Below are 18,852 nucleotides of genomic sequence, written 5' to 3' on the forward strand. Positions count from 1 at the left end.
GTCTCCTCTTGTCTTGGACCGCGTCTCTTATACCGCTTCGCGGCTTGCTTAGCTCAACACGAGGTCGAGCACCGCGGTATAATGACACGCCGCGCCGGCCAAGACAAAGCCGTGCCAGATCGCATTCTGGAAGCGCAGTCGCCGCCAGGCGTGGAAGATCACGCCAAAGCTGTAGAGCAGGCCGCCTGCAAGGATGAAGCCCAGCACCAGCGAGGGCAACGCCCTGACGACGGCGTCGTAGATCATGAGGCCACTCCAGCCCATCGCGAGATAGATGCCGACCGAGACCCGGTCGAACCGGCCGGGATAAAGAAGCTTCAGCACGATGCCGAGGATCGCCACGCACCAGACGCCGGCAAGCAGCACCAGCGCGAACACGCTGTCCTTCACTTCGAGGATGAACGGCGTGTAAGTCGCCGCGATCAACAGATAGATCGCGGAATGGTCGAACCGCCGCAGCAGCCATTTTGCCGGCGACACCGGCCAGAGATTATAGGTCGCCGACAGCACCAGCATCGAGATCAAGCCGGCGACGTAGATCGAGACGCCGACGATGTCGGTGGCGTTGGAATAGACCGCGGCCAGCACCACCAGCACGGTCGCTGCGATGATGCCGAAGAGGACGCCGATCGCATGCACGACGCCGTCGGCGATCAGTTCGGCGCGATCGTAGTTCCAGCCCATCGCGTCGGCTGCGGCGTGGATGGAGCTGGATGCAAGCTGTTTCAGTTGGAAGACGGTCATGGCAATCCGCAAAGCGTGGCAATGCCCTCTTGTATGGGTCTTTCGAGATCGGCGCATCGTTCAATCGGCTGATTTGCCGACAAAGGCGGTGGAAGTATGAAGCTTGATTTTCCTCAGGCAATTGCCACTTTTGTGACTAATCCATTTTGCGTTTCCCCGCCCAAGGTCCCCCACGTTCATATGGCATTCAGTTTCCAGGATATGGTCGAGGAGGCGCGGCTGTCGGCGAGGGCGCTGATCGACTACGGCGAGCATTTCTTCAATCCGACGGTGCGGCTTGGCGTCACCGGCCTGTCGCGGGCCGGTAAGACGGTATTCATCACGGCGCTGATTCACGGCCTCACCCGCGGCGGCCGGTTTCCGGTGTTCGAGGCCTATGCCTCGGGCCGGATCGCGCGGGCGCATCTGGCGCCGCAGCCCGATGATGCCGTGCCGCGCTTTGCCTATGAGAACCATCTGCGCGCACTGATCGAGGAGCGGCGCTGGCCGAGTTCGACCGTCGACATCAGCGAGCTCCGCCTCGTCATCGACTATCAGCGCCCGAACGGCGCCGACCGCACGCTCACGCTCGACATCGTCGACTATCCCGGCGAATGGCTGCTGGACCTGCCGCTGCTGCAGAAGAGTTATGAGCAATGGTCGGCGGAAAGCCTGGCGCTGTCGCGTGAGGCGCCGCGTGCGCATCTGGCAACGGACTGGCACGCGCATCTTGCAACGCTCAAGCCCGACGCACGCGAGGATGAGCAGGCAACGCTGACGGCCGCGAAGCTCTTCACCGATTATCTGCGCGCTTGCCGCGACGAGCGCTTCGCGATGAGCCTCTTGCCGCCCGGCCGCTTCCTGATGCCCGGCAGTCTCGCCGACACGCCGGCGCTGACCTTTGCGCCGCTCGACGTGCCCGCCGGCGGGCCGGCGCCGGAGGGATCGCTGTGGGCAATGATGGTGCGGCGGTTCGAGGCCTACAAGGACGTCGTGGTGCGGCCGTTCTTTCGCGATCATTTTGCGCGGCTCGACCGCCAGATCGTGCTCGCCGATGCGCTCACCGCGTTCAACTCCGGACCCGAAGCGCTGCGCGATCTCGAAGCCGCGCTTGCCGGCATTCTGGATTGCTTTAACATCGGTCGCAGCACGTTGCTCTCCAGCCTGTTCCGGCCACGCATCGACCGCATCCTGTTCGCGGCGACCAAGGCGGACCATCTGCATCATTCCAGCCACGACCGGCTCGAGGCCGCGCTGCGCCGTGCGGTCACCGGCGCGGTGACGCGCGCGGAAAATACCGGCGCGCAGATCGACGTGGTGGCGCTCGCCGCCATCCGCGCCACGCGCGAGGCGCAGGTGGCGCATGGCCGCGACAAATTGCCGTCGATCCTGGGAACGCCAACCGCGGGCGAAAGCGCAGGCGGCGAATTCTTCGACGGCAACACCGAGGTTGCGACCTTTCCAGGCGATTTGCCGCTGGATCCCGAACCGCTGTTCAACGGTACGGACGCGTTCCGTGGGCTCTCGACGCGGGCCGCCGAGAAGAGTGATTTCCGCTTCCTGCGCTTCCGCCCGCCGAAGCTCGAGCACGAGGGCACGGAAGAGCCGGCGCTGCCACACATCCGCCTCGACCGTGCCTTGCAGTTCCTGATCGGAGACAAGCTCTCATGAACGAGCGATCCCAGCAGCGGCGGCCGGCGACGTTCCGGCTGGACGATCCCAGTGTCGTCGTCACCGAAGCCGACGAGACGGGACGGATCAGTCGCGGCACCATCCAGATCACGCCGGAGCCCGATCCACTGGCGCTGCCGGTGCCGGTTCAAACCACGCTTCCGGCCCGGCGCGGCTTTCCCTGGGGCGCGCTGTTCTGGTCCGGGCTCGCCGGATTGACGCTGCTCGGTACCGGGCTCGGTGTCGTCCGTCTGATCGAGGATCTGTTTGCGCGCAGCGAAAGCCTCGGCATGGTCGGCCTCGCTTTCGCGTTCGTCACCGCACTTGCGCTCGCGGTGGTGATCGGGCGCGAGGCGTTCGGGCTGGCGCGGCTCGCGACCATCGAGAAACTGCATCAGCGCGCCGCCGCGGTGCTTGCCAGTGACGATCGCAAGGAAAGCCGCGTCATCGTGCAGGACCTCCTGAACATCGCGCACCAGAATCCGCAGCTCGCGCACGCCCGCGCGACGCTCGAGAGCCACACCGGCGAGATCATCGACGGCGCCGACATGATCCGGCTCGCCGAGCGCGAGTTGATGTCGCCGCTGGATGCGGAGGCGCGGCGGCTGGTGTCGTCGGCCGCGCAAAAGGTCTCGATCGTCACGGCAGTCTCGCCGCGCGCGGCGATCGACGTGCTGTTCGTGTTCGTCGCCGCGCTGCGCCTGATCCGCCAGCTCGCCTACCTCTATGGCGGCCGCCCCGGCGCGCTCGGCATGATCCGCCTGCTCCGCCACGTCATCGCCCATCTCGCCATCACGGGCGGCATGGCCGCGAGCGACAGCCTGGTGCAGCAGATGCTCGGCCATGGCATCGCCGCGAAGCTGTCGCAGCGGCTCGGCGAAGGCGTGCTCAACGGTCTGCTGACGGCACGGCTCGGCCTTGCCGCGATCGAAGTCACGCGCCCGCTGCCGTTCGCGGCCCTGCCGCCGCCGAAGCTGTCGGACCTCGCGACGGATCTGTTGCGGAAGAAGGACGAGGAGGAGTAGTGCGCTCTCTCTTACCCTCCCCTGGAGGGGGAGGGTCGGCTCACATGGAGCGTAGCGAAATGTGAGACGGGGTGGGGTGACAGTCTCGCCACATCCAACAGTGCCCGAGTGGAAAGATCACCCCACCCCGCTCGCGCTGCGCGCGATCGACCCTCCCCCTCCAGGGGAGGGTAAGAGAAACCGCGCGAGCCTCGCGCTGAATTCTCCCGCCAGCACGCGCCATTGGAACAGCGGCGAGTCCTTGGGCGGCGATAGCTCGGGTGTCCAGCCGGTGAGCTTCTCAAGCACATAGGTGTCCATCACGCGCCCACGCCAGCGGCGCTCGACCTGGCCAAGCGGCTCGCGTTTCGCCGGGATGCTCTCCCACATCGATGATCGATTGTCCGGCTCCCGCCCGACATAGATGCCGGTGTTGCCCTTGATCCGATCCATGCCGGGATCGCGGAAATCCTGGAAGCGGCCGCGCTCGTTGATCTCGACCACGGGCACACGGCCCCTGAACAGCCAGCGCATCATGGCGTAGGTGCGATAGTCCGTGGTGGCGATCCAGGTCGCGCCGGTCTCGTCCAGCGCGGCCTGCGCGCGCGCGGCGACCTGCTCGTAGCCGGCTTCCGCGCCGATCGGGTCGATCTTGCCGAGGAGATTCCAGGGCGCGGCCACGTAGTAGAGGAACACGATGACGACGAAGGCGATACCCGTCGTGATGGATGTCCTGGCCCAGAACGCCGACGATCTGAGCATGCGCGCCGACCATCCCTCCTTCGTCATCGTTGCGAGGTTCACTGCCGCGGCGGCGAAGCCGACCGGCCACATGAACATCGGCCAGGTGTCGCCGACCCGAAGCGTCATCGACTTGACCAAGAAATAGAGAAACGGCACCAGCACCGCGGTCGACAACAGGATCGCGACCGGCTCGCGCGTGCGATAGCCGCGCCATGCCGTCAGCACCAGGCCCGTCAGCACCACCGGCAGCATCACGAAGCCGACCAGGCCGAATTGCAGACCGATGTAATCGCCGATGGTGCGGAGCGAGATGCCGTAACTGGCGGTCGCGCGCACGCCCTGGAAGCGGAACGAGGCCCAGTCATGCTGCGCATTCCAGATCAGCACCGGCGAGAACACGAGGGTCGCGACCAGCACCGCGAGATAGGGATAGGGGCTGCGCAGCCAACGCCAGCGCCAATCCGGCACGAGTATAAAAGCGGCCACCGCGGGCGCGAACATGATCGCGGTGAACTTCGACAGCATCGACAGGCCCGCGAACAGGCCGGCCGCGAGCCACCAGCGTCCATCGCCGCTTTGCGCGAGCCGCACCAGCGACCACATCATCGCCACCGCAAACGGGATCATCGCGACATCGGGCGCGACCTTGGCCATCAGCAGGCCGTAATAGAGCGCGGCCTCCGGCATCAGCACCGCGAACATGACCGCGCGCGCATCATGGGTGAGGCGGCGAACGATGTCGGCGAGCAGTAGCTGCGTCACCAGCATCGCGACGATGCCGCCGAAGCGGACGCCGAGCGCGGTGTCGCCGAAGATCGCAGTGCCGAAGCGAATGACCCAGGCGATGCCAGGCGGATGATCGAGGAAGCTGAGCGCTCCCTCCTTCGACCAGGTCCAGTAATAGGCCTCGTCGGTGCGCAACTCGATCGCGGAGGCGTAGACGATGCGCAGCACGGTCATCGCGGCGATGATCGCTGCGGCCATCACGAAGGGCCGGCGCGCGGCGCCGCGGAGGGGCACGGTGATGTCAGGGGCTGTCGTCACGGCCGCGCTTTTCGCCAACCTGGGAGGGGGAGTCAATGCGGGCCGCCACCGTCGTCCCGGGCAAGCGAAGCGCAGACCCGGGACCCATAACCACAGGGTGGAGTTTGGCGAAGACTCGGAGTTACCAGCCCGTCGCACAACATCTTCCTGTGATTATGGGTCCCGGATCGGCGCGCGCTTGGGGCGCGCTTGTCCGGGACGACGGCGGAGCGGAAGGACGCGGAATGGTGGGCACGGCGCCAAGGCGCCTTTGCCCACCCTACGATTCCGTAACCTTGCCGCGGATGTGACCTCACAACCTGTCCAGCCCTGGAATTAAACGCTACGCTGGCTGTTCTCCTTCATGAACCGATACAACCGAATCATGGCCACCGCTCCCATACAGATGTCCGTCGTCCGTGCAACCAGCGTGCGGCAGGTGCGGCTCATCTGCGGCATCATCCTGTTCTCGTACGTGGTGAGCCATTTCCTCAACCATGCGCTCGGCAACATCTCGGTCGATGCCATGGAGGCCGGGGTCTACTACCACACCCTATTCTGGCAGTTCCTCCCCGTCGCGATCGTGTTCTACACGGCCGCACTCACCCATATGGGGCTCGGCCTCTACGCGCTGTACCAGCGCCGGCAGTTCCGCTGGCGGACGATCGAGCCGCTCCAGCTGGTGCTGGGCTTGAGCATCCCCGCTTTGGTCATGGCGCATGTGATCGGGGTGCGGCTCGGCCAGACGCTGTACGGACACCAGAAGCTGTATCCGCAGGAACTCTATCTGTTCTTCGTCGCATCGCCCGGCCGGCTCTGGCAGATGACGATCCTGCTTCTGATTGCCTGGGTGCACGGCTGCATCGGCATCTTCTTCTGGCTTCGCCTCAAGCCGTTCTTCACGCGCGCGGCACCCTATCTGCTCGCGGCGGCCGTGCTGATCCCGACGCTGTCGCTGCTCGGCATCTATCAGGGCGGCCGCAGCATCGCCGTCGAGAGCGACGATGGAGAATGGCGTACGCACAATCTCACCCGCCGCCAGGTCGGCACGGTCGCGGAAGGCAATACGCTCGACCGCATCACCGGCGGCCTCACCGTCGGTTATTTCGGCCTGCTCGGACTGGCGCTGGCGGCGCGCGGCGTGCGCGCGTTGCGCGAACGGCGCGGCGGCATGATCGCGCTATCCTACGGCAACGGCAAGACGGTGCGGGTTCCCAAGGGACTGTCGGTGCTGGAAGCGAGCCTGCGCCACAATGTGCCGCATGCCAGCGTCTGCGGCGGCCGCGCCCGCTGCTCGACCTGCCGCATCCGCATCATCGGCGATCACGGCGCCCTGCCCGAGCCGTCGCAGCGCGAGGCCTTCGTGCTGACCCGCGTCGGCACCAGCGATCCCTCGATCAGGCTCGCCTGCCAGCTGCGGCCGACGTCGGATCTCTCCTTCTTTCAGCTCTTCACCCCGCACACACTCTCCGCGAATGCGCAGGCTTCGACGCCCGCCAGAATTGGCCAGGAGCGTTATCTCGTCAGCCTGTTCGTGGACATGCGCGGCTCGACGCAGCTTGCCGAGAAGCGGCTGCCGTTCGACACCGTCTTCATCGTCAACCGCTTCCTCGGCGCGGTGTCGCAGGCCGTGATCGAGAATGGCGGCCAGCCGAACCAGTTCGTCGGCGACGGCATGCTGGCGCTGTTCGGGCTGTCGGCCGATCCGCGAGAGGCCTGCCGGCAGGCCCTGAAGGCGGCCGCGGGGATCGCCATGCATATTGACGAGCTCAACGAGCTCCTGAGCCACGATCTGCGCCAGCCGATCCGCTTCGGTATCGGCATCCACGGCGGCGAGGTCATCATCGGCGATATCGGCTATCGCGATCACATCGTCTTCACCGCGCTCGGCGATGCCGTCAACGTCGCCGCCCGCCTCCAGGACATGACCAAGACGCTGGCCTGCGAAGCGATCGTCTCGGAGGAAGTCCGCCGCACCGCCGGCGTTGTCGAGGACGCTCTGCCGCAGCAGGAGGTCGCGATCCGCGGCCGCGACGAGCCGATGGCGGTGCGCGTCGTCGCGGATGCGAGGCAGTTGTCGGCGCTGATCGACGGGAGCGTGCGCGTCGCGGCGTAGCGCGCAAGCCGCACGGAAGGTGCGCTCCCTCCCCCGCTTGCGGGGGAGGGTTGGGGAGAGGGTATTTCCGCAACGGGACAATCCCCCAGAGGAGAGAGCCCTCACCCGGCGCTCCGCGCCGACCTCTCCCGCAAGCGGGAGAGGTGGAGCGCACCGTCGCTGCCGTTACAACTCTAGTCCCTCTCATCACCACGTAACACCGGCCTGCTGCAACGCAGCGGCATGGGCTTGCTGCGAAAGCACGAATTGACTTCGTCCAAATCGTTGCAACAGATGAGCGCGGGATCGCGGTGATGACCGTGATCCAACGAAAAGCTCCGGGAGGGGACCAGAATGTTTGATCGACGCGACCTGCTCAAGGGAGCGGGTCTTTCCGCACTTGCGGCCACACTGAGCTCAGCCAAAGCGCTGTCGCTCGACACCGTCACCCTGCCCTTTGCCAATGGCGAACGGCCGCTGGTGAAGTATCCGCAGAAGCGGCCGATGATCGGCCTGACGAGCCGGCCGCCGCAGCTCGAGACGCCGTTCGCGGTGTTCAACGACGGCCCGATCACGCCGAACAACGCCTTCTTCGTGCGCTATCATCTCTCCGACATGCCCTACAATCTCGATCCCGACAAGTTCACGCTGGAGGTCAAGGGCAAGGTCGACAAGTCGCTAAGACTGTCGCTGAAGGACATCAAGAAGATGAGGGCGACCGAGATCGTCGCCGTCAACCAGTGCTCGGGCAACAGCCGCGGCTTCTTCGAGCCACGCGTCGCCGGCGGCCAGCTCGCCAACGGCGCCATGGGCAATGCGCGCTGGCGCGGCGTGCCGCTGAAGGCGGTGCTGGAGATGGCGGGCGTGCAGGCCGGCGCCAAGCAGGTCACCTTCAACGGCATGGACGGCCCGGTCAACGACAAGACGCCCGATTTCATCAAGGCGCTCGACATCGATCACGCCACCGACGGCGAGGTGATGCTGGCCTATGGCATGAACGGCGAGGACCTGCCGTTCCTCAACGGCTTCCCGCTGCGCCTGATCGTGCCCGGCTATTACGGCACCTACTGGGTCAAGCACCTCAACGAGATCACGGTCATCGACAACGTCTATGACGGCTTCTGGATGAAGTCGGCCTATCGCATCCCCGATACGCCCAACAATGCAGTCGAACCGGGCACTGCGCCGAAGGCGACGATCCCGATCAATCGCTTCACCATCCGCTCCTTCATCACCAGCGTCCCCGACGGCGCCAAGCTGAAGGCGGGAGCTGTGACCCTGCGCGGCATCGCCTTCGACGGCGGCAAGGGCATCAAGGAGGTCCAGGTCTCCACCGACGGCGGCAAGAGCTGGACCAGCGCCAAGCTCGGCAAGGATCTGGGCAAATACTCGTTCCGCGAATGGAAGCTGCCGGTGAAGCTCGCGGCAGGCAGCCACGATCTCAAGGTCCGCGCCACCAGCAATGGCGGCGAGACCCAGCCGGACACGCCGCTCTGGAACCCCGCGGGTTATTTGCGCAATGTCGTCGAAACCGTCCGCGTGACCGTGGCCTGAAGGAGAATGATCATGCAGCGCACCGTTCTCCTCGCCATCTCGCTCGCCCTCGTCGCCGCGATCGGTTCGGCACTTGCGGCGCCGGTCAATTACAAAACCCCCGACGAGATCGCGGCGTTCAAGCCGGGGCCCAATCTCGAGGTCGTGCAGGGCAATTGCGGCGCCTGCCACTCGTCCGACTACATCGCCACGCAGCCGCCGATGAAGGACAAGAAGGCCTTCTGGCAGGCCGAGGTGACCAAGATGATCAAGGTCTATGGCGCACCGATCGACGATGCCGATGTCGGCAAGATCGTCGATTATCTGGCCGCGACTTATTGACGGATGGCGCGCGGCCTGTCGGCCATTTGACCGCGAAACGGGCAAAACTGGCAAAAACGCTGCGAAGTTGAGCGGAATTCGGGGAAATGCCGATGTGGTTTGAGCTACCAAGCCTGCCACATTCCGCGTATCCTGTTAGGACCGAACCGGCCGGTTGGCGGGGACTGGCGGTTCGAGATCTCGGAGGAAGACCCGCGGAGAAGTCGTGATGGCTAAAGGTACGGTCAAGTGGTTCAACCCGACGAAGGGTTATGGATTTATCCAGCCTGCGTCGGGTGGCAAGGATGTGTTCGTGCATATCTCGGCAGTGCAGAAGGCCGGTCTGTCCACCCTCAACGAGGGACAGACGGTGGAATACGAAGAGATCGCAAACCGGGGCAAGACCTCCGCAGAGAACCTCAAAGTATAAGCCCGCGCCAGCCATTGCTGCCTCCCGGATCTGTCCGGGAGCGGGGCCAAAAAAATTTCAGAAGACGGCCAGTGCATTCGACGACAGGCGTTGCGATTGCACAGGGATAGCTATTTTTTCCGTGAAGACCGCTCACTCAACGCCACAGCAATGACAATCGCGACAGCACTTCGCTAACCCACCGGCAACGGTGCGTCGCGCTTGATCTCCTCCATCACCGCATAGGTTCGCGTCTCGCGCACGCCCGGCATCGACAGCAGGGTCTCGCCGAGGAAGCGTCGATAGGCGGTCATGTCGGCCAGCCGTGCCTTGACAAGATAGTCGAAGCCGCCGGCAACCATGTGACACTCCAGCACCTCCGGTGCCAGCTTCACGGCACGCGCGAAACGCTCGAAATTGTCGGGCGTTGTCTTGTCGAGCAGCACCTCGACGAACACCAATAGACCGAGGCCAAGCCGATGCGGATTGAGCCGGGCGCCGTAGCCCTCGACAAAGCCCTCGCGCTGCAAGCGCTTCAGCCGCTCGCCGATCGACGTCGGCGACAGCCCGATGCGCTCGGCGAGCTCGACATTGGCGATGCGCCCATCCTCCTGCAAGATCGAGAGGATTTTCCGGTCTATTCGATCAAGTTCCATATTATACGCGGTCAAATAGGGAATGATCTTCATTTTCTAAGGCAGTTCGGTTAAATTGTCTATCGAACCACGGTAACGCGGGCCTTATCCTGGATTTCAGCCACAGGACACGCCATGCCGAACATTCCGCCGCCCTTCTCCGCCCCTTACGCGCCCGATGATAGTGACATCGCCGCGCGCCTGTTGCCGGCCTCGCATCTGTCCCCGCCGCAGGAGGCGCGGATCGACCGCACCGCTACGCGGCTGATCGAGGCGATTCGCAAGCGCGACGATCGGCTCGGCGGGGTCGAGGACATGCTGCGGGAGTTCGCGCTCTCGACCAAGGAGGGGCTCGCGCTGATGGTGCTGGCCGAGGCGCTGCTGCGCGTGCCTGACGCACGCACCGCCGACCAGTTCATCGAGGACAAGCTCGGCGAGGGCGACTTCATCCACCACGAAACCAAATCCACCGCCTTTCTGGTCAATGCCTCGGCCTGGGCACTCGGCCTCTCGGCGCGGGTGATCCAGCCCGGCGAGACGCCTGATGGCACCATCGGCCGGCTGGTGAAACGGCTGGGGGCGCCTGCCGTGCGCACCGCCACGCGCCAGGCGATGCGGCTGATGGGCAATCATTTCGTCTTGGGTGAGACCATCGAGCAGGCGCTGGAGCGCGGCCAGCCGCGCTCCGGCCAGAAGCCGCGCTATTCCTTCGACATGCTCGGCGAAGCCGCGCGCACGGCGGCGGACGCCAAGCGCTATTTCGACGCCTATGCAAGCGCGATCGAAACGATCGGCAAGGCGGCAGGCCCCCATCCCCTCCCCGACCGGCCCGGCATCTCGGTCAAACTCTCGGCGCTGCATCCCCGCTTCGAGACGATCAGCCGCGAGCGGGTGATGCGCGAACTGGTGCCGCTGCTGCTGGACCTCGCGCAGCGCGCGAAGGCCCATGACCTCAACTTCACCGTCGATGCCGAGGAAGCCGACCGGCTGGAGCTGTCGCTCGACGTGATCGCGGCAACGCTCGCCGATCCCTCGCTTGCCGGCTGGGACGGATTTGGCCTGGCGATCCAGGCCTATCAAAAGCGCGCGAGCGCGGTGATCGACTATGTCGAGGCGCTCGCCCGCGCACATGATCGCAAGCTGATGGTGCGGCTGGTGAAGGGCGCCTATTGGGACACCGAGATCAAGCGCGCGCAGGAGCGCGGGCTCGACGGCTATCCCGTGTTCACGCGCAAGGCGATGACGGACCTGAACTACGTCGCCTGCGCGTCAAAACTGCTCGGCTTGCGGCCGCGCATCTTCCCGCAATTCGCCACCCACAACGCGCTGACCGTCGCGACCGTGCTGGAGCTTGCCGGGAAGAGCGGCGGCTTCGAATTCCAGCGCCTGCATGGCATGGGCGAAGCGCTCTACGAGCAGCTTGCCAAGGATCACCCCGAGATCGCCTACCGCACCTATGCACCGGTCGGCAGCCACCGCGATCTGCTCGCATATCTGGTGCGGCGGCTGCTGGAGAACGGGGCAAACTCCTCCTTCGTGGCCCAGGCGGCCGATTATCGCGTGCCGGTCCCGGCGCTGTTGCAGCGTCCGGCCGATGCCATCGAACGTCCGCAACAGGCGGCCCATCCCAAGATTCCGCTGCCCCGCGATCTCTTTGCGCCGGAGCGCCGCAATTCGCGCGGCGTCGAATTCGGTGAGCGTGCCGCACTCGACCGGCTGCTAGCCGACGTCAAGGCCGAGGCGGCCGATCTCAAGCCCATCACCGACGCGACGCCGGATCAGGCAAATGCAGCAGTGTCTGCTGCGCGAGCCGGCTTTGTTGCCTGGAGCCGGACGCCGGCAGCTGCGCGCGCAGCGGCGCTGGAGCAGGCCGCGCATCTGCTGGAGAACCGCAGCGCCCATTTCATCACGCTGCTGCAATCCGAGGGCGGCAAGACGCTGGACGACGCGCTGTCCGAGCTGCGCGAGGCCGCCGACTTCTGCCGCTACTACGCCGCGCAGGGCCGCAAGCTGTTCGGCGTTGATGCCGCCATGCCGGGCCCGACCGGCGAGAGCAATGCGCTCGCCATGCGCGGCCGCGGCGTCTTCGTCGCGATCTCGCCGTGGAATTTTCCGCTTGCGATCTTCCTCGGCCAGGTCACGGCGGCGCTGATGGCCGGCAACAGCGTTGTGGCCAAACCTGCCGAACAGACCCCGCGCATCGCGCGCGAGGCCGTGGCCCTGCTGCACGAGGCCGGCATCCCCAACAGCGCGCTGCATCTCGTCACCGGCGACGGTCGCATCGGCGCCGTGCTGACCGCGCATGCGGACATCGCCGGAATCGTCTTCACCGGCTCGACCGAGGTGGCGCGCGCCATCAACCGGACGCTCGCCGCCAAAGACGGGCCGATCGTGCCGCTGATCGCCGAGACCGGCGGCATCAATGCCATGATCGCGGATGCGACCGCGCTGCCCGAGCAAGTCGCCGACGACGTCGTAACCTCGGCGTTCCGTTCCGCCGGCCAGCGCTGCTCGGCGCTGCGGCTCTTGTTCGTGCAGGAGGACGTCGCCGACCGCATGATCGAGATGATCGCGGGCGCGGCGCGCGAGTTGAAGATCGGCGACGCGAGCGATGTCGCGACCCAGGTCGGGCCGGTGATCGATCGCGAGGCCAAGCAGCGTCTCGATGCCCACATCGCGCGGATGAAGACGGAGGCGCGGCTGCACTTTGCAGGCCACGCACCGGAGGGCTGCTTCGTCGCGCCGCACATCTTCGAGCTCAAGGACGCTGGCCAGCTCACCGAGGAGGTGTTTGGCCCGATCCTCCACGTCGTCCGTTATCGGCCCGAGACCCTCGAACATGTCTTGCAAGCGATCGAGCGCACCGGCTATGGGCTCACGCTCGGCGTCCACTCCCGCATCGACGACACCATCGAGGCGATCATCGATCGCGTCCAGGTCGGTAATATCTACGTCAACCGCAACATGATCGGCGCCGTGGTCGGCGTGCAGCCGTTCGGCGGCAACGGCCTGTCCGGGACTGGCCCCAAGGCCGGCGGCCCGCACTACCTCGCGCGCTTTGCGACCGAGCAGACCGTGACCATCAACACCGCGGCAGCCGGTGGCAATGCTGCGTTGCTTGCGGGGGAGGAGTGAGGCCCTGCGCCAGGCGCCGTTGCATCCCGCGGAAACATCGGTCTAATGCTCCCACGAGGCGCTCGCGCCAATTCCAGCGCGCGGGAAACGACAAGAGCGAGGGAGCAACGCCGCGATGGAAAAGGGCATTTTTGCGGGGCTGAAGGTTCTGGACTGCGCGAGCTTCATCGCAGCGCCCGCGGCCGCGACCGTGCTGTCGGACTTCGGCGCCGACGTCGTCAAGATCGAGCCGCCCGGCACCGGGGATCCCTACCGCAATCTGCCGAATCTTCCGGGCTATCCGACCGGCGAGCACAATTTCGCCTGGCTGCTGGAGGCCCGCAACAAGAAGAGCATCGCGCTCGACCTCTCCAAGCCGGAAGCGCAGGCCGTGCTTTACAAGCTGGTGGCGGAGGCCGACGTCTTCATCACCAACATGCCGCCGCCGGTGCGAGCCAAGCTCGGCATCACCTATGACCACCTCGCCCATCTCAACGACCGGCTGATCTACGCCTCTTTCACGGGCTATGGCGAAAAGGGCGAAGAGGCCAACAAGCCCGGCTTCGACAGCAACGCCTATTGGGCGCGCTCCGGCCTGATGGACCTCGTCCGCGCCGATACCCACACGACACCCGCCCGCTCGGTCGCCGGCATGGGCGACCATCCCTGCGCGATGGCGTTCTACGGCGCCATCGTCACCGCGCTCTATCAGCGCGAAAAGACCGGCAAGGGCTCGCATGTCGCCTCCAACCTGATGGCGAACGGGGTGTGGGCGGCGAGCGTGCTGGCGCAGGCAAAACTCTGCGGCTCCAAGTTCGGCGAGCGGCGGCCGCGCGAGCGCGCGCTGAACGCGGTCGCGAACCACTACCAGTGCAAGGACGGCCGCTGGCTGATCCTGTCCCTGCTCAACGAGGAGCGGCAGTGGCCGACGCTGGCGCGCTGCCTCGGGCGCGAGGATCTGGTCGACGATCCCCGCTTCGTCACCAAGGCCGACCGCCACGCCCGCTCGGTCGAACTGATCAAGATTCTGGATGACACTTTCGCGACCAAGGATCTCGCCGAATGGCGCAAGATCCTCGACGGCAATGGCCTCGTGTTCGGCGTCGTCGCCATTCTCGACGACATCCCCAACGACAAGCAGATGCTCGACAACGAGGTGCTGGTGCCATTCGAGAACGACACCATGCTGACCATCAACAGCCCGATCTGGATCGATGGCGCCAGGAAGGTCCAGCCGCGCAAGCCGCCCGGCGTCGGCGAGCACAGTGACGAAATTTTGCGCGGGGCGGGATACGACGAGGCGGCGATCAAGCAGCTGCGGGCGAAGGGGGCGGTGGGGTAGGGCCGAGTCGCTCGCTCCGAACACCGTCATTGCGAGGAGCCCTTGCGACGAAGCAATCCAGACTGTATCCGCGGATGCATTGCTGGATTGCTTCGCTACGCTCGCAATGACGATGCCGTACTATCCCGATATAATTTCACGACCACATTCGTCGTCGTGAGGTCCCATGCCCAGCTATCGCCTGCACTACTTCCCCGAATCCGGCAACAGCTACAAGCTGGCGCTGATGCTGACGCTTTGCGGCGAGACGTTCGAGCCGGTCTGGACCGATTTCGGCGGCGGCGTCACGCGCACGGCGGAATGGCGCAAGGCTGTCAACGAGATGGGCGAGATCCCCGTGCTCGAAATCGACGGCGTGAAGATGACGCAGACCGCGCCCCTCCTGCTCAAGCTTGCCGACCAGTACAAGCGTTTCGGCGCCGAGAGCGACGAGGAAAAGTTCGAGCTGTTGCGCTGGCTGTTCTGGGACAACCACAAGCTTACCGGCTACATGGCGACCTACCGCTTCATGCGCGCCTTCACCGAGAAAAACGATCCGCAGGTGCTGAAGCATTTTCGCCGGCGGCTCGAGGATTTCCTCGGCATCCTCGACGGACACCTCCAGCACAATGAATTCGCGGTCGGCGTAAAGCCGACGATCGCCGATATCTCGATGATGGCCTATCTGCACTATCCGAGCGACGAGCACGGCTTCGAATTCGCGGCGAGCCATCCCGCCATCCACGCCTGGCTCGGCCGCATGGCCGCTCTGCCCGGCTGGAAGCCGGCCTATGAGCTGCTGCCCGGAAAACGGATGACGAATTACGCGAAGTGAGGCTTCGATCTTCTCCCTCTCCCCGTTCTTACGGGGCCGGGACGAGCTTCGCTCGCTCTGAGAGGGTTGGGGTGAGGGGCCTCTCTCCACACATGAGATCGCCGAGAGGCCTGTACCCCCTCACCCGGATTGCATCTTCGATGCAATCCGACCTCTCCCCGCAAGCGGGGCGAGGTGAACCCGCGGCTTGCTCCGCGCTTTCAATCGAAAGAGCTTGCGCAGCTACCGCAACGCCAGCCAGCCGAGCGTGAACAGGATTCCGCCGACGATGACGACAACAGCGACCGCCCAGGTGCTGACGCGGATGCTGCCGGTGACCTGCTTGGCTTCCTCATTGCGCGCGATCTCGCGATTGCGCTCCTTGTTCGCCTCGCTCGTATCCGTCATGGGTCATCCAAATCGCTTCGTTGCTTTATCTTGCGCGGGATCTTTTCGAAAAACCGCTACACACTTTTTCGGATCACGCGCTAACGCGCCTTGATGAAGCACATGCCGATGCGGCGCGAGGCCGCGGCAGCCTGACAGGTGAGACCTTTAGCACAGCTCCATGACGTAAAACTCTTGTCCGCCGTTCCCGATCCCGCAGTTTGCAGGGAACAATGCGCGCCCCAGCCGTCCTGATATTCGGTGCCAGCGAGCTCGCGGCTGCCGCGGGTCTGCGGTCGGCTGGCAAATCCGCGCGAGAAATCAGGGCGTTTACCCGCGGCGAATGCGGTCAGGATGTCGCGGCGGCGGAGCTGGTCGCCGAAGAAATGCGGCGAGGCCGGCACGATGGTGGAATTGGACGGCTTGTCTGCGAGCCAATCCACGCCCGGGAAATGGAAGCCGCCGATGCCGCGGGTCTGGTGGCAGCCGGCGCAGGTGATGTCGTTGAGGCGGCGCTGAAAGCCCGCGACCGAGCGGAGGTTCTGCAGATCGATGCCACGCGCGGCAGCCTGCTTCAAGGCACCGACCACGTCGTCATCGCTGAAAACGGGATCGTCCCTGCCCTCCGCTTTTCCTTCTCCCTGCATCATGCCGAACTCCGGCTGCAAGGCGGAGGCATCGAGCCCGGCGGGTGTCGGCACCACCGCAGATGTCGCCAGGAATTTCTCGGGGATCAGCACCGTGCCGCGATCGAACTCGCGCAGATTTTCGGGCGCGAGCAACCAATCCCTGAAGCCGCGCCGCAACGCATGGTCGGCAAGGATCCGGTCGCGGTCGATCTGGTTCTCCAGCGTCGATTCCTCGAACTGCTTGGTGGCTGCGTCGTACTTGAACACCTTGAGCAGATAGTCGGAGCGAAAATCGTGCAGCGCCGATTTCGGCGCGACGGAGACCTGGATGTTGGTCTCGATACGATCGAGCATGGCGTCATCAGGGGAGAAGCGACTGCCGATCAAATTTTGCCAATCACCATTGTCGAGCCAGCGCCGCGCGATCTCGGCGCAGCTGATGGGATTGCCGTTCCCGTCCGTCTGGCGCGCATCGCGCGCCTTCATCACCAGATTGAGCGTCATCGGCAGGCGCGTTGCGGTCTTGCCGCCGTCCGGCCTGCCCTCGAAACGCGCGAGACGGTAGATCAGCCGGATCTCGCCGCAGGACTCTTCCGAGACATAGGCGCGGTCCATGCGGTTGACGATGCCGGCGAGGACGAAACGCGTGTCGCGCGATTTCAGATTGGCGCGGTCGAACAATTGCACGTCAAGACCGTCGCCGACGCCGATCGTCTCGCCCGGATATGTCGCCTTGTACCGAGAGATGTAGCGGTCGAATTCCGCATCGATCGCCGGCGGAATCGCTTTGAGCTGCGGCAGCGACGAGAACAGCAGGTCGGTCGTGAGCGGAACGTCCGCGTTCCGCTCCGGCCACAGCAGGCGCGCGATCGTGAGCGCGTCGCTCTGATCGAGCCGGCGCAGCAGATCAGGATCGGTGATCGCCGTGCCGCGCGCCAGTTGCGCGTTCTCCGCCGCCGAAAGCGAAACGACGCCGCCCAACAATGCAGCGACAGCAACGAGAATTCGCAACGCGCGGCTCATGCCTCCAGTAACACCGCGCGCGGATGCCTATTCAAGCAAAAAGGCGCTTCACATGGTGGTGAAGCGCCTCTTCGAAAGTCGAATATCGGACGCTCAGCGCGCGACGATCAGGCCCTTGCTGGTGACGACCACCCAGCGGCCGTCCTGGCGGCGGATCGCATCGACGCGGCCGATGCCGGGGATGGGATCGCCGGGATAGACTTCGTAGAGGCCGTCGCGGCCCTCGATCAGCGCACCGCCATTGGCGGCGTTGCGCAGCCTCCAGCCTTCGATCGTCGGCAGGCGGCCGACCTCGGTCTTGGGCGCGGCGGGCGTCGGAGCCGGGGCGGCCGCGGCGGTCGCGACCCGGGTCGGTGCGATCGAGCCGGTGGTCTCCTTGGCGGGCGCGGCGGCTGCGGCCGGCGCAGGGGCCGGCGGCGCGGCGCGGAGCTTTTCGACCGTCTCCGAGAGCTTGGCGATCTTGGCCAACGGCTCGGCCTGCGCCTTCTCGAGCTTGTCGAGGCGGTCGTTGGCCCGGTTGAACTGACTGACGCCGGTTTTCGAGCTGTGCTCGACATTGGCCTTGAGCGCGACGAGGTCGGCATCGATCCGCGCGACGGAAGCATCCAGCGCGCTGGTATCGGCGACCTGAACCGGCGCCGGGGCCGGGGCGGCTAAGTGCATCATGCCGGCGGTCGCGAGCGCGCCGCTGATCGCGCCGACGCAAGCGGCAATCGCAACCACCGCGGCCATCGCCGACAAGCGGCGCTTGCCGCCGGTCTCGCGCGGTTCCTCCGCCTTGACGTGGGGAGCAAAATCCTCGCGGTCCCAGGAGCGCTCCGAGGGCGCCATCACGATCAGCTTGCCGGGGCTCGGCTCGACCTTGGGTTCAGCCTTGGACTCAGTCTTGTGTTCAGCTTTGGCTTCGAACTTCGGCACCTCGATCCTTGGCGCCTCGATCTTTGGCGGCTCGACCTTGACCGGGTCAGGCTTGGGCGGTGCCTCGTGGTCGGGTGCGATCGAGGGGGCCTCGATCCCGGCAGCCTCGACGGCCTGCGGCGCGGTCGCTGCGGCTTCGACGGCGCCGTGATCCAGGGCGGCCTGCTCGGGCATTGGTTCGCTCACGGCTCAAATACTCCAGTCTAGGTTGACCTTTTGGTAACTTTCATTGCTTGCGAAATCCTTACCTTAGGACCCGCTTACCGAAATTTTAGGAACTCGTCCGAGGCCGAATTTGGCCGGGAAAGTGGAACCGGCGTGGCGGCATGCAACAAATTGTAATCGAGGCAAGATGAACGGCCGCGCAACGGCCGGGCCGTCGCCCTTCGAAGCTCGCTGCGCTCGCGCCTCCAGCGATAACAGCTTCGCCGTTGCGCGGGTGACGGTGAGAGAGCCGGCCACGCTGTCTCCAATTGTCATTGCGAGCG

15 protein-coding genes are annotated in these 18,852 nt (G+C 65.3%); 9 read left to right on the forward strand and 6 right to left on the reverse strand.

What is annotated here, in order from left to right; all coding sequences use genetic code 11:
* Positions 1 to 48: 48 nt before the first annotated feature.
* Complete coding sequence (trhA, locus tag AAE027_RS08315) at positions 49 to 744, reverse strand: PAQR family membrane homeostasis protein TrhA (protein WP_370986180.1); 696 nt, start codon at positions 742 to 744, stop codon at positions 49 to 51.
* 180 nt (positions 745 to 924) lie between these two features.
* On the opposite strand from trhA, the gene AAE027_RS08320 reads away from it, so the two are divergent.
* Positions 925 to 2,394 carry a YcjX family GTP-binding protein gene (locus AAE027_RS08320; RefSeq protein WP_370986181.1) on the forward strand — a complete coding sequence of 490 codons (1,470 nt, stop codon included), beginning with the start codon at positions 925 to 927 and terminating at the stop codon, positions 2,392 to 2,394.
* Complete coding sequence (locus AAE027_RS08325; RefSeq protein WP_370986182.1) at positions 2,391 to 3,419, forward strand: YcjF family protein; 1,029 nt, start codon at positions 2,391 to 2,393, stop codon at positions 3,417 to 3,419. The genes AAE027_RS08320 and AAE027_RS08325 overlap by 4 nt, the downstream gene beginning before the upstream one ends.
* 117 nt (positions 3,420 to 3,536) lie before the next feature.
* Here the strand turns inward: AAE027_RS08325 and AAE027_RS08330 are convergent, their stop codons facing one another.
* Complete coding sequence (locus AAE027_RS08330) at positions 3,537 to 5,126, reverse strand: glycosyltransferase family 39 protein (RefSeq protein WP_370986505.1); 1,590 nt, start codon at positions 5,124 to 5,126, stop codon at positions 3,537 to 3,539.
* A gap of 424 nt (positions 5,127 to 5,550) precedes the next feature.
* Between AAE027_RS08330 and AAE027_RS08335 the strand changes: the two genes are divergently transcribed.
* From AAE027_RS08335 to AAE027_RS08350, 4 genes are all read left to right on the forward strand, one after another.
* A complete protein-coding gene (locus AAE027_RS08335; protein ID WP_370986183.1) occupies positions 5,551 to 7,281 on the forward strand; it encodes an adenylate/guanylate cyclase domain-containing protein in 1,731 nt (576 codons plus the stop codon).
* 333 nt (positions 7,282 to 7,614) lie between these two features.
* A complete protein-coding gene (gene sorA / locus AAE027_RS08340) occupies positions 7,615 to 8,814 on the forward strand; it encodes a SorA family sulfite dehydrogenase catalytic subunit (RefSeq protein ID WP_370986184.1) in 1,200 nt (399 codons plus the stop codon).
* Between the two features lie 12 nt (positions 8,815 to 8,826).
* Entirely contained in the window at positions 8,827 to 9,135 is a 309-nt protein-coding gene (gene sorB / locus AAE027_RS08345; protein ID WP_370986185.1) for a SorB family sulfite dehydrogenase c-type cytochrome subunit, read from the forward strand.
* A 208-nt stretch (positions 9,136 to 9,343) separates the two neighbouring features.
* Positions 9,344 to 9,544, forward strand: coding sequence for a cold-shock protein (locus tag AAE027_RS08350; protein WP_008563500.1), 201 nt, complete (start codon positions 9,344 to 9,346; stop codon positions 9,542 to 9,544).
* A 173-nt stretch (positions 9,545 to 9,717) separates the two neighbouring features.
* On the opposite strand, the gene AAE027_RS08355 is transcribed toward AAE027_RS08350, so the two are convergent.
* Positions 9,718 to 10,179 (reverse strand): Lrp/AsnC ligand binding domain-containing protein, encoded by a 462-nt coding sequence (locus AAE027_RS08355; RefSeq protein ID WP_018643717.1) that lies wholly within the window; start codon positions 10,177 to 10,179, stop codon positions 9,718 to 9,720.
* A 114-nt stretch (positions 10,180 to 10,293) separates the two neighbouring features.
* Here AAE027_RS08355 and putA point away from each other — a divergent pair, with 114 nt between their 5' ends.
* The 3 genes from putA to AAE027_RS08370 all read left to right on the forward strand — a co-directional run bounded on the left by putA (position 10,294) and on the right by AAE027_RS08370 (position 15,428).
* Positions 10,294 to 13,293, forward strand: coding sequence for a bifunctional proline dehydrogenase/L-glutamate gamma-semialdehyde dehydrogenase PutA (putA, locus tag AAE027_RS08360; RefSeq protein WP_370986186.1), 3,000 nt, complete (start codon positions 10,294 to 10,296; stop codon positions 13,291 to 13,293).
* 115 nt (positions 13,294 to 13,408) lie between these two features.
* Positions 13,409 to 14,614, forward strand: a complete 1,206-nt coding sequence (locus tag AAE027_RS08365) for a CaiB/BaiF CoA transferase family protein (protein ID WP_370986187.1) — start codon at positions 13,409 to 13,411, stop codon at positions 14,612 to 14,614.
* Between the two features lie 166 nt (positions 14,615 to 14,780).
* Positions 14,781 to 15,428 carry a glutathione S-transferase family protein gene (locus AAE027_RS08370; RefSeq protein WP_370986188.1) on the forward strand — a complete coding sequence of 216 codons (648 nt, stop codon included), beginning with the start codon at positions 14,781 to 14,783 and terminating at the stop codon, positions 15,426 to 15,428.
* 222 nt (positions 15,429 to 15,650) lie between these two features.
* Here AAE027_RS08370 and AAE027_RS08375 read toward each other — a convergent pair whose 3' ends face one another.
* From AAE027_RS08375 to AAE027_RS08385, 3 genes are all read right to left on the reverse strand, one after another.
* Entirely contained in the window at positions 15,651 to 15,815 is a 165-nt protein-coding gene (locus AAE027_RS08375; protein ID WP_370986189.1) for a hypothetical protein, read from the reverse strand.
* 80 nt (positions 15,816 to 15,895) lie between these two features.
* A complete protein-coding gene (locus AAE027_RS08380) occupies positions 15,896 to 17,446 on the reverse strand; it encodes a hypothetical protein (protein WP_370986190.1) in 1,551 nt (516 codons plus the stop codon).
* A gap of 93 nt (positions 17,447 to 17,539) precedes the next feature.
* On the reverse strand, positions 17,540 to 18,538 hold the full coding sequence (locus AAE027_RS08385) for a hypothetical protein (protein WP_370986506.1): 999 nt from the start codon (positions 18,536 to 18,538) through the stop codon (positions 17,540 to 17,542).
* Between the last annotated feature and the right edge of the window lie 314 nt (positions 18,539 to 18,852).

Origin of the sequence: Bradyrhizobium sp. DN3 (assembly GCF_041357655.1) — a bacterium.
In the GTDB taxonomy this organism is placed as follows: domain Bacteria; phylum Pseudomonadota; class Alphaproteobacteria; order Rhizobiales; family Xanthobacteraceae; genus Bradyrhizobium.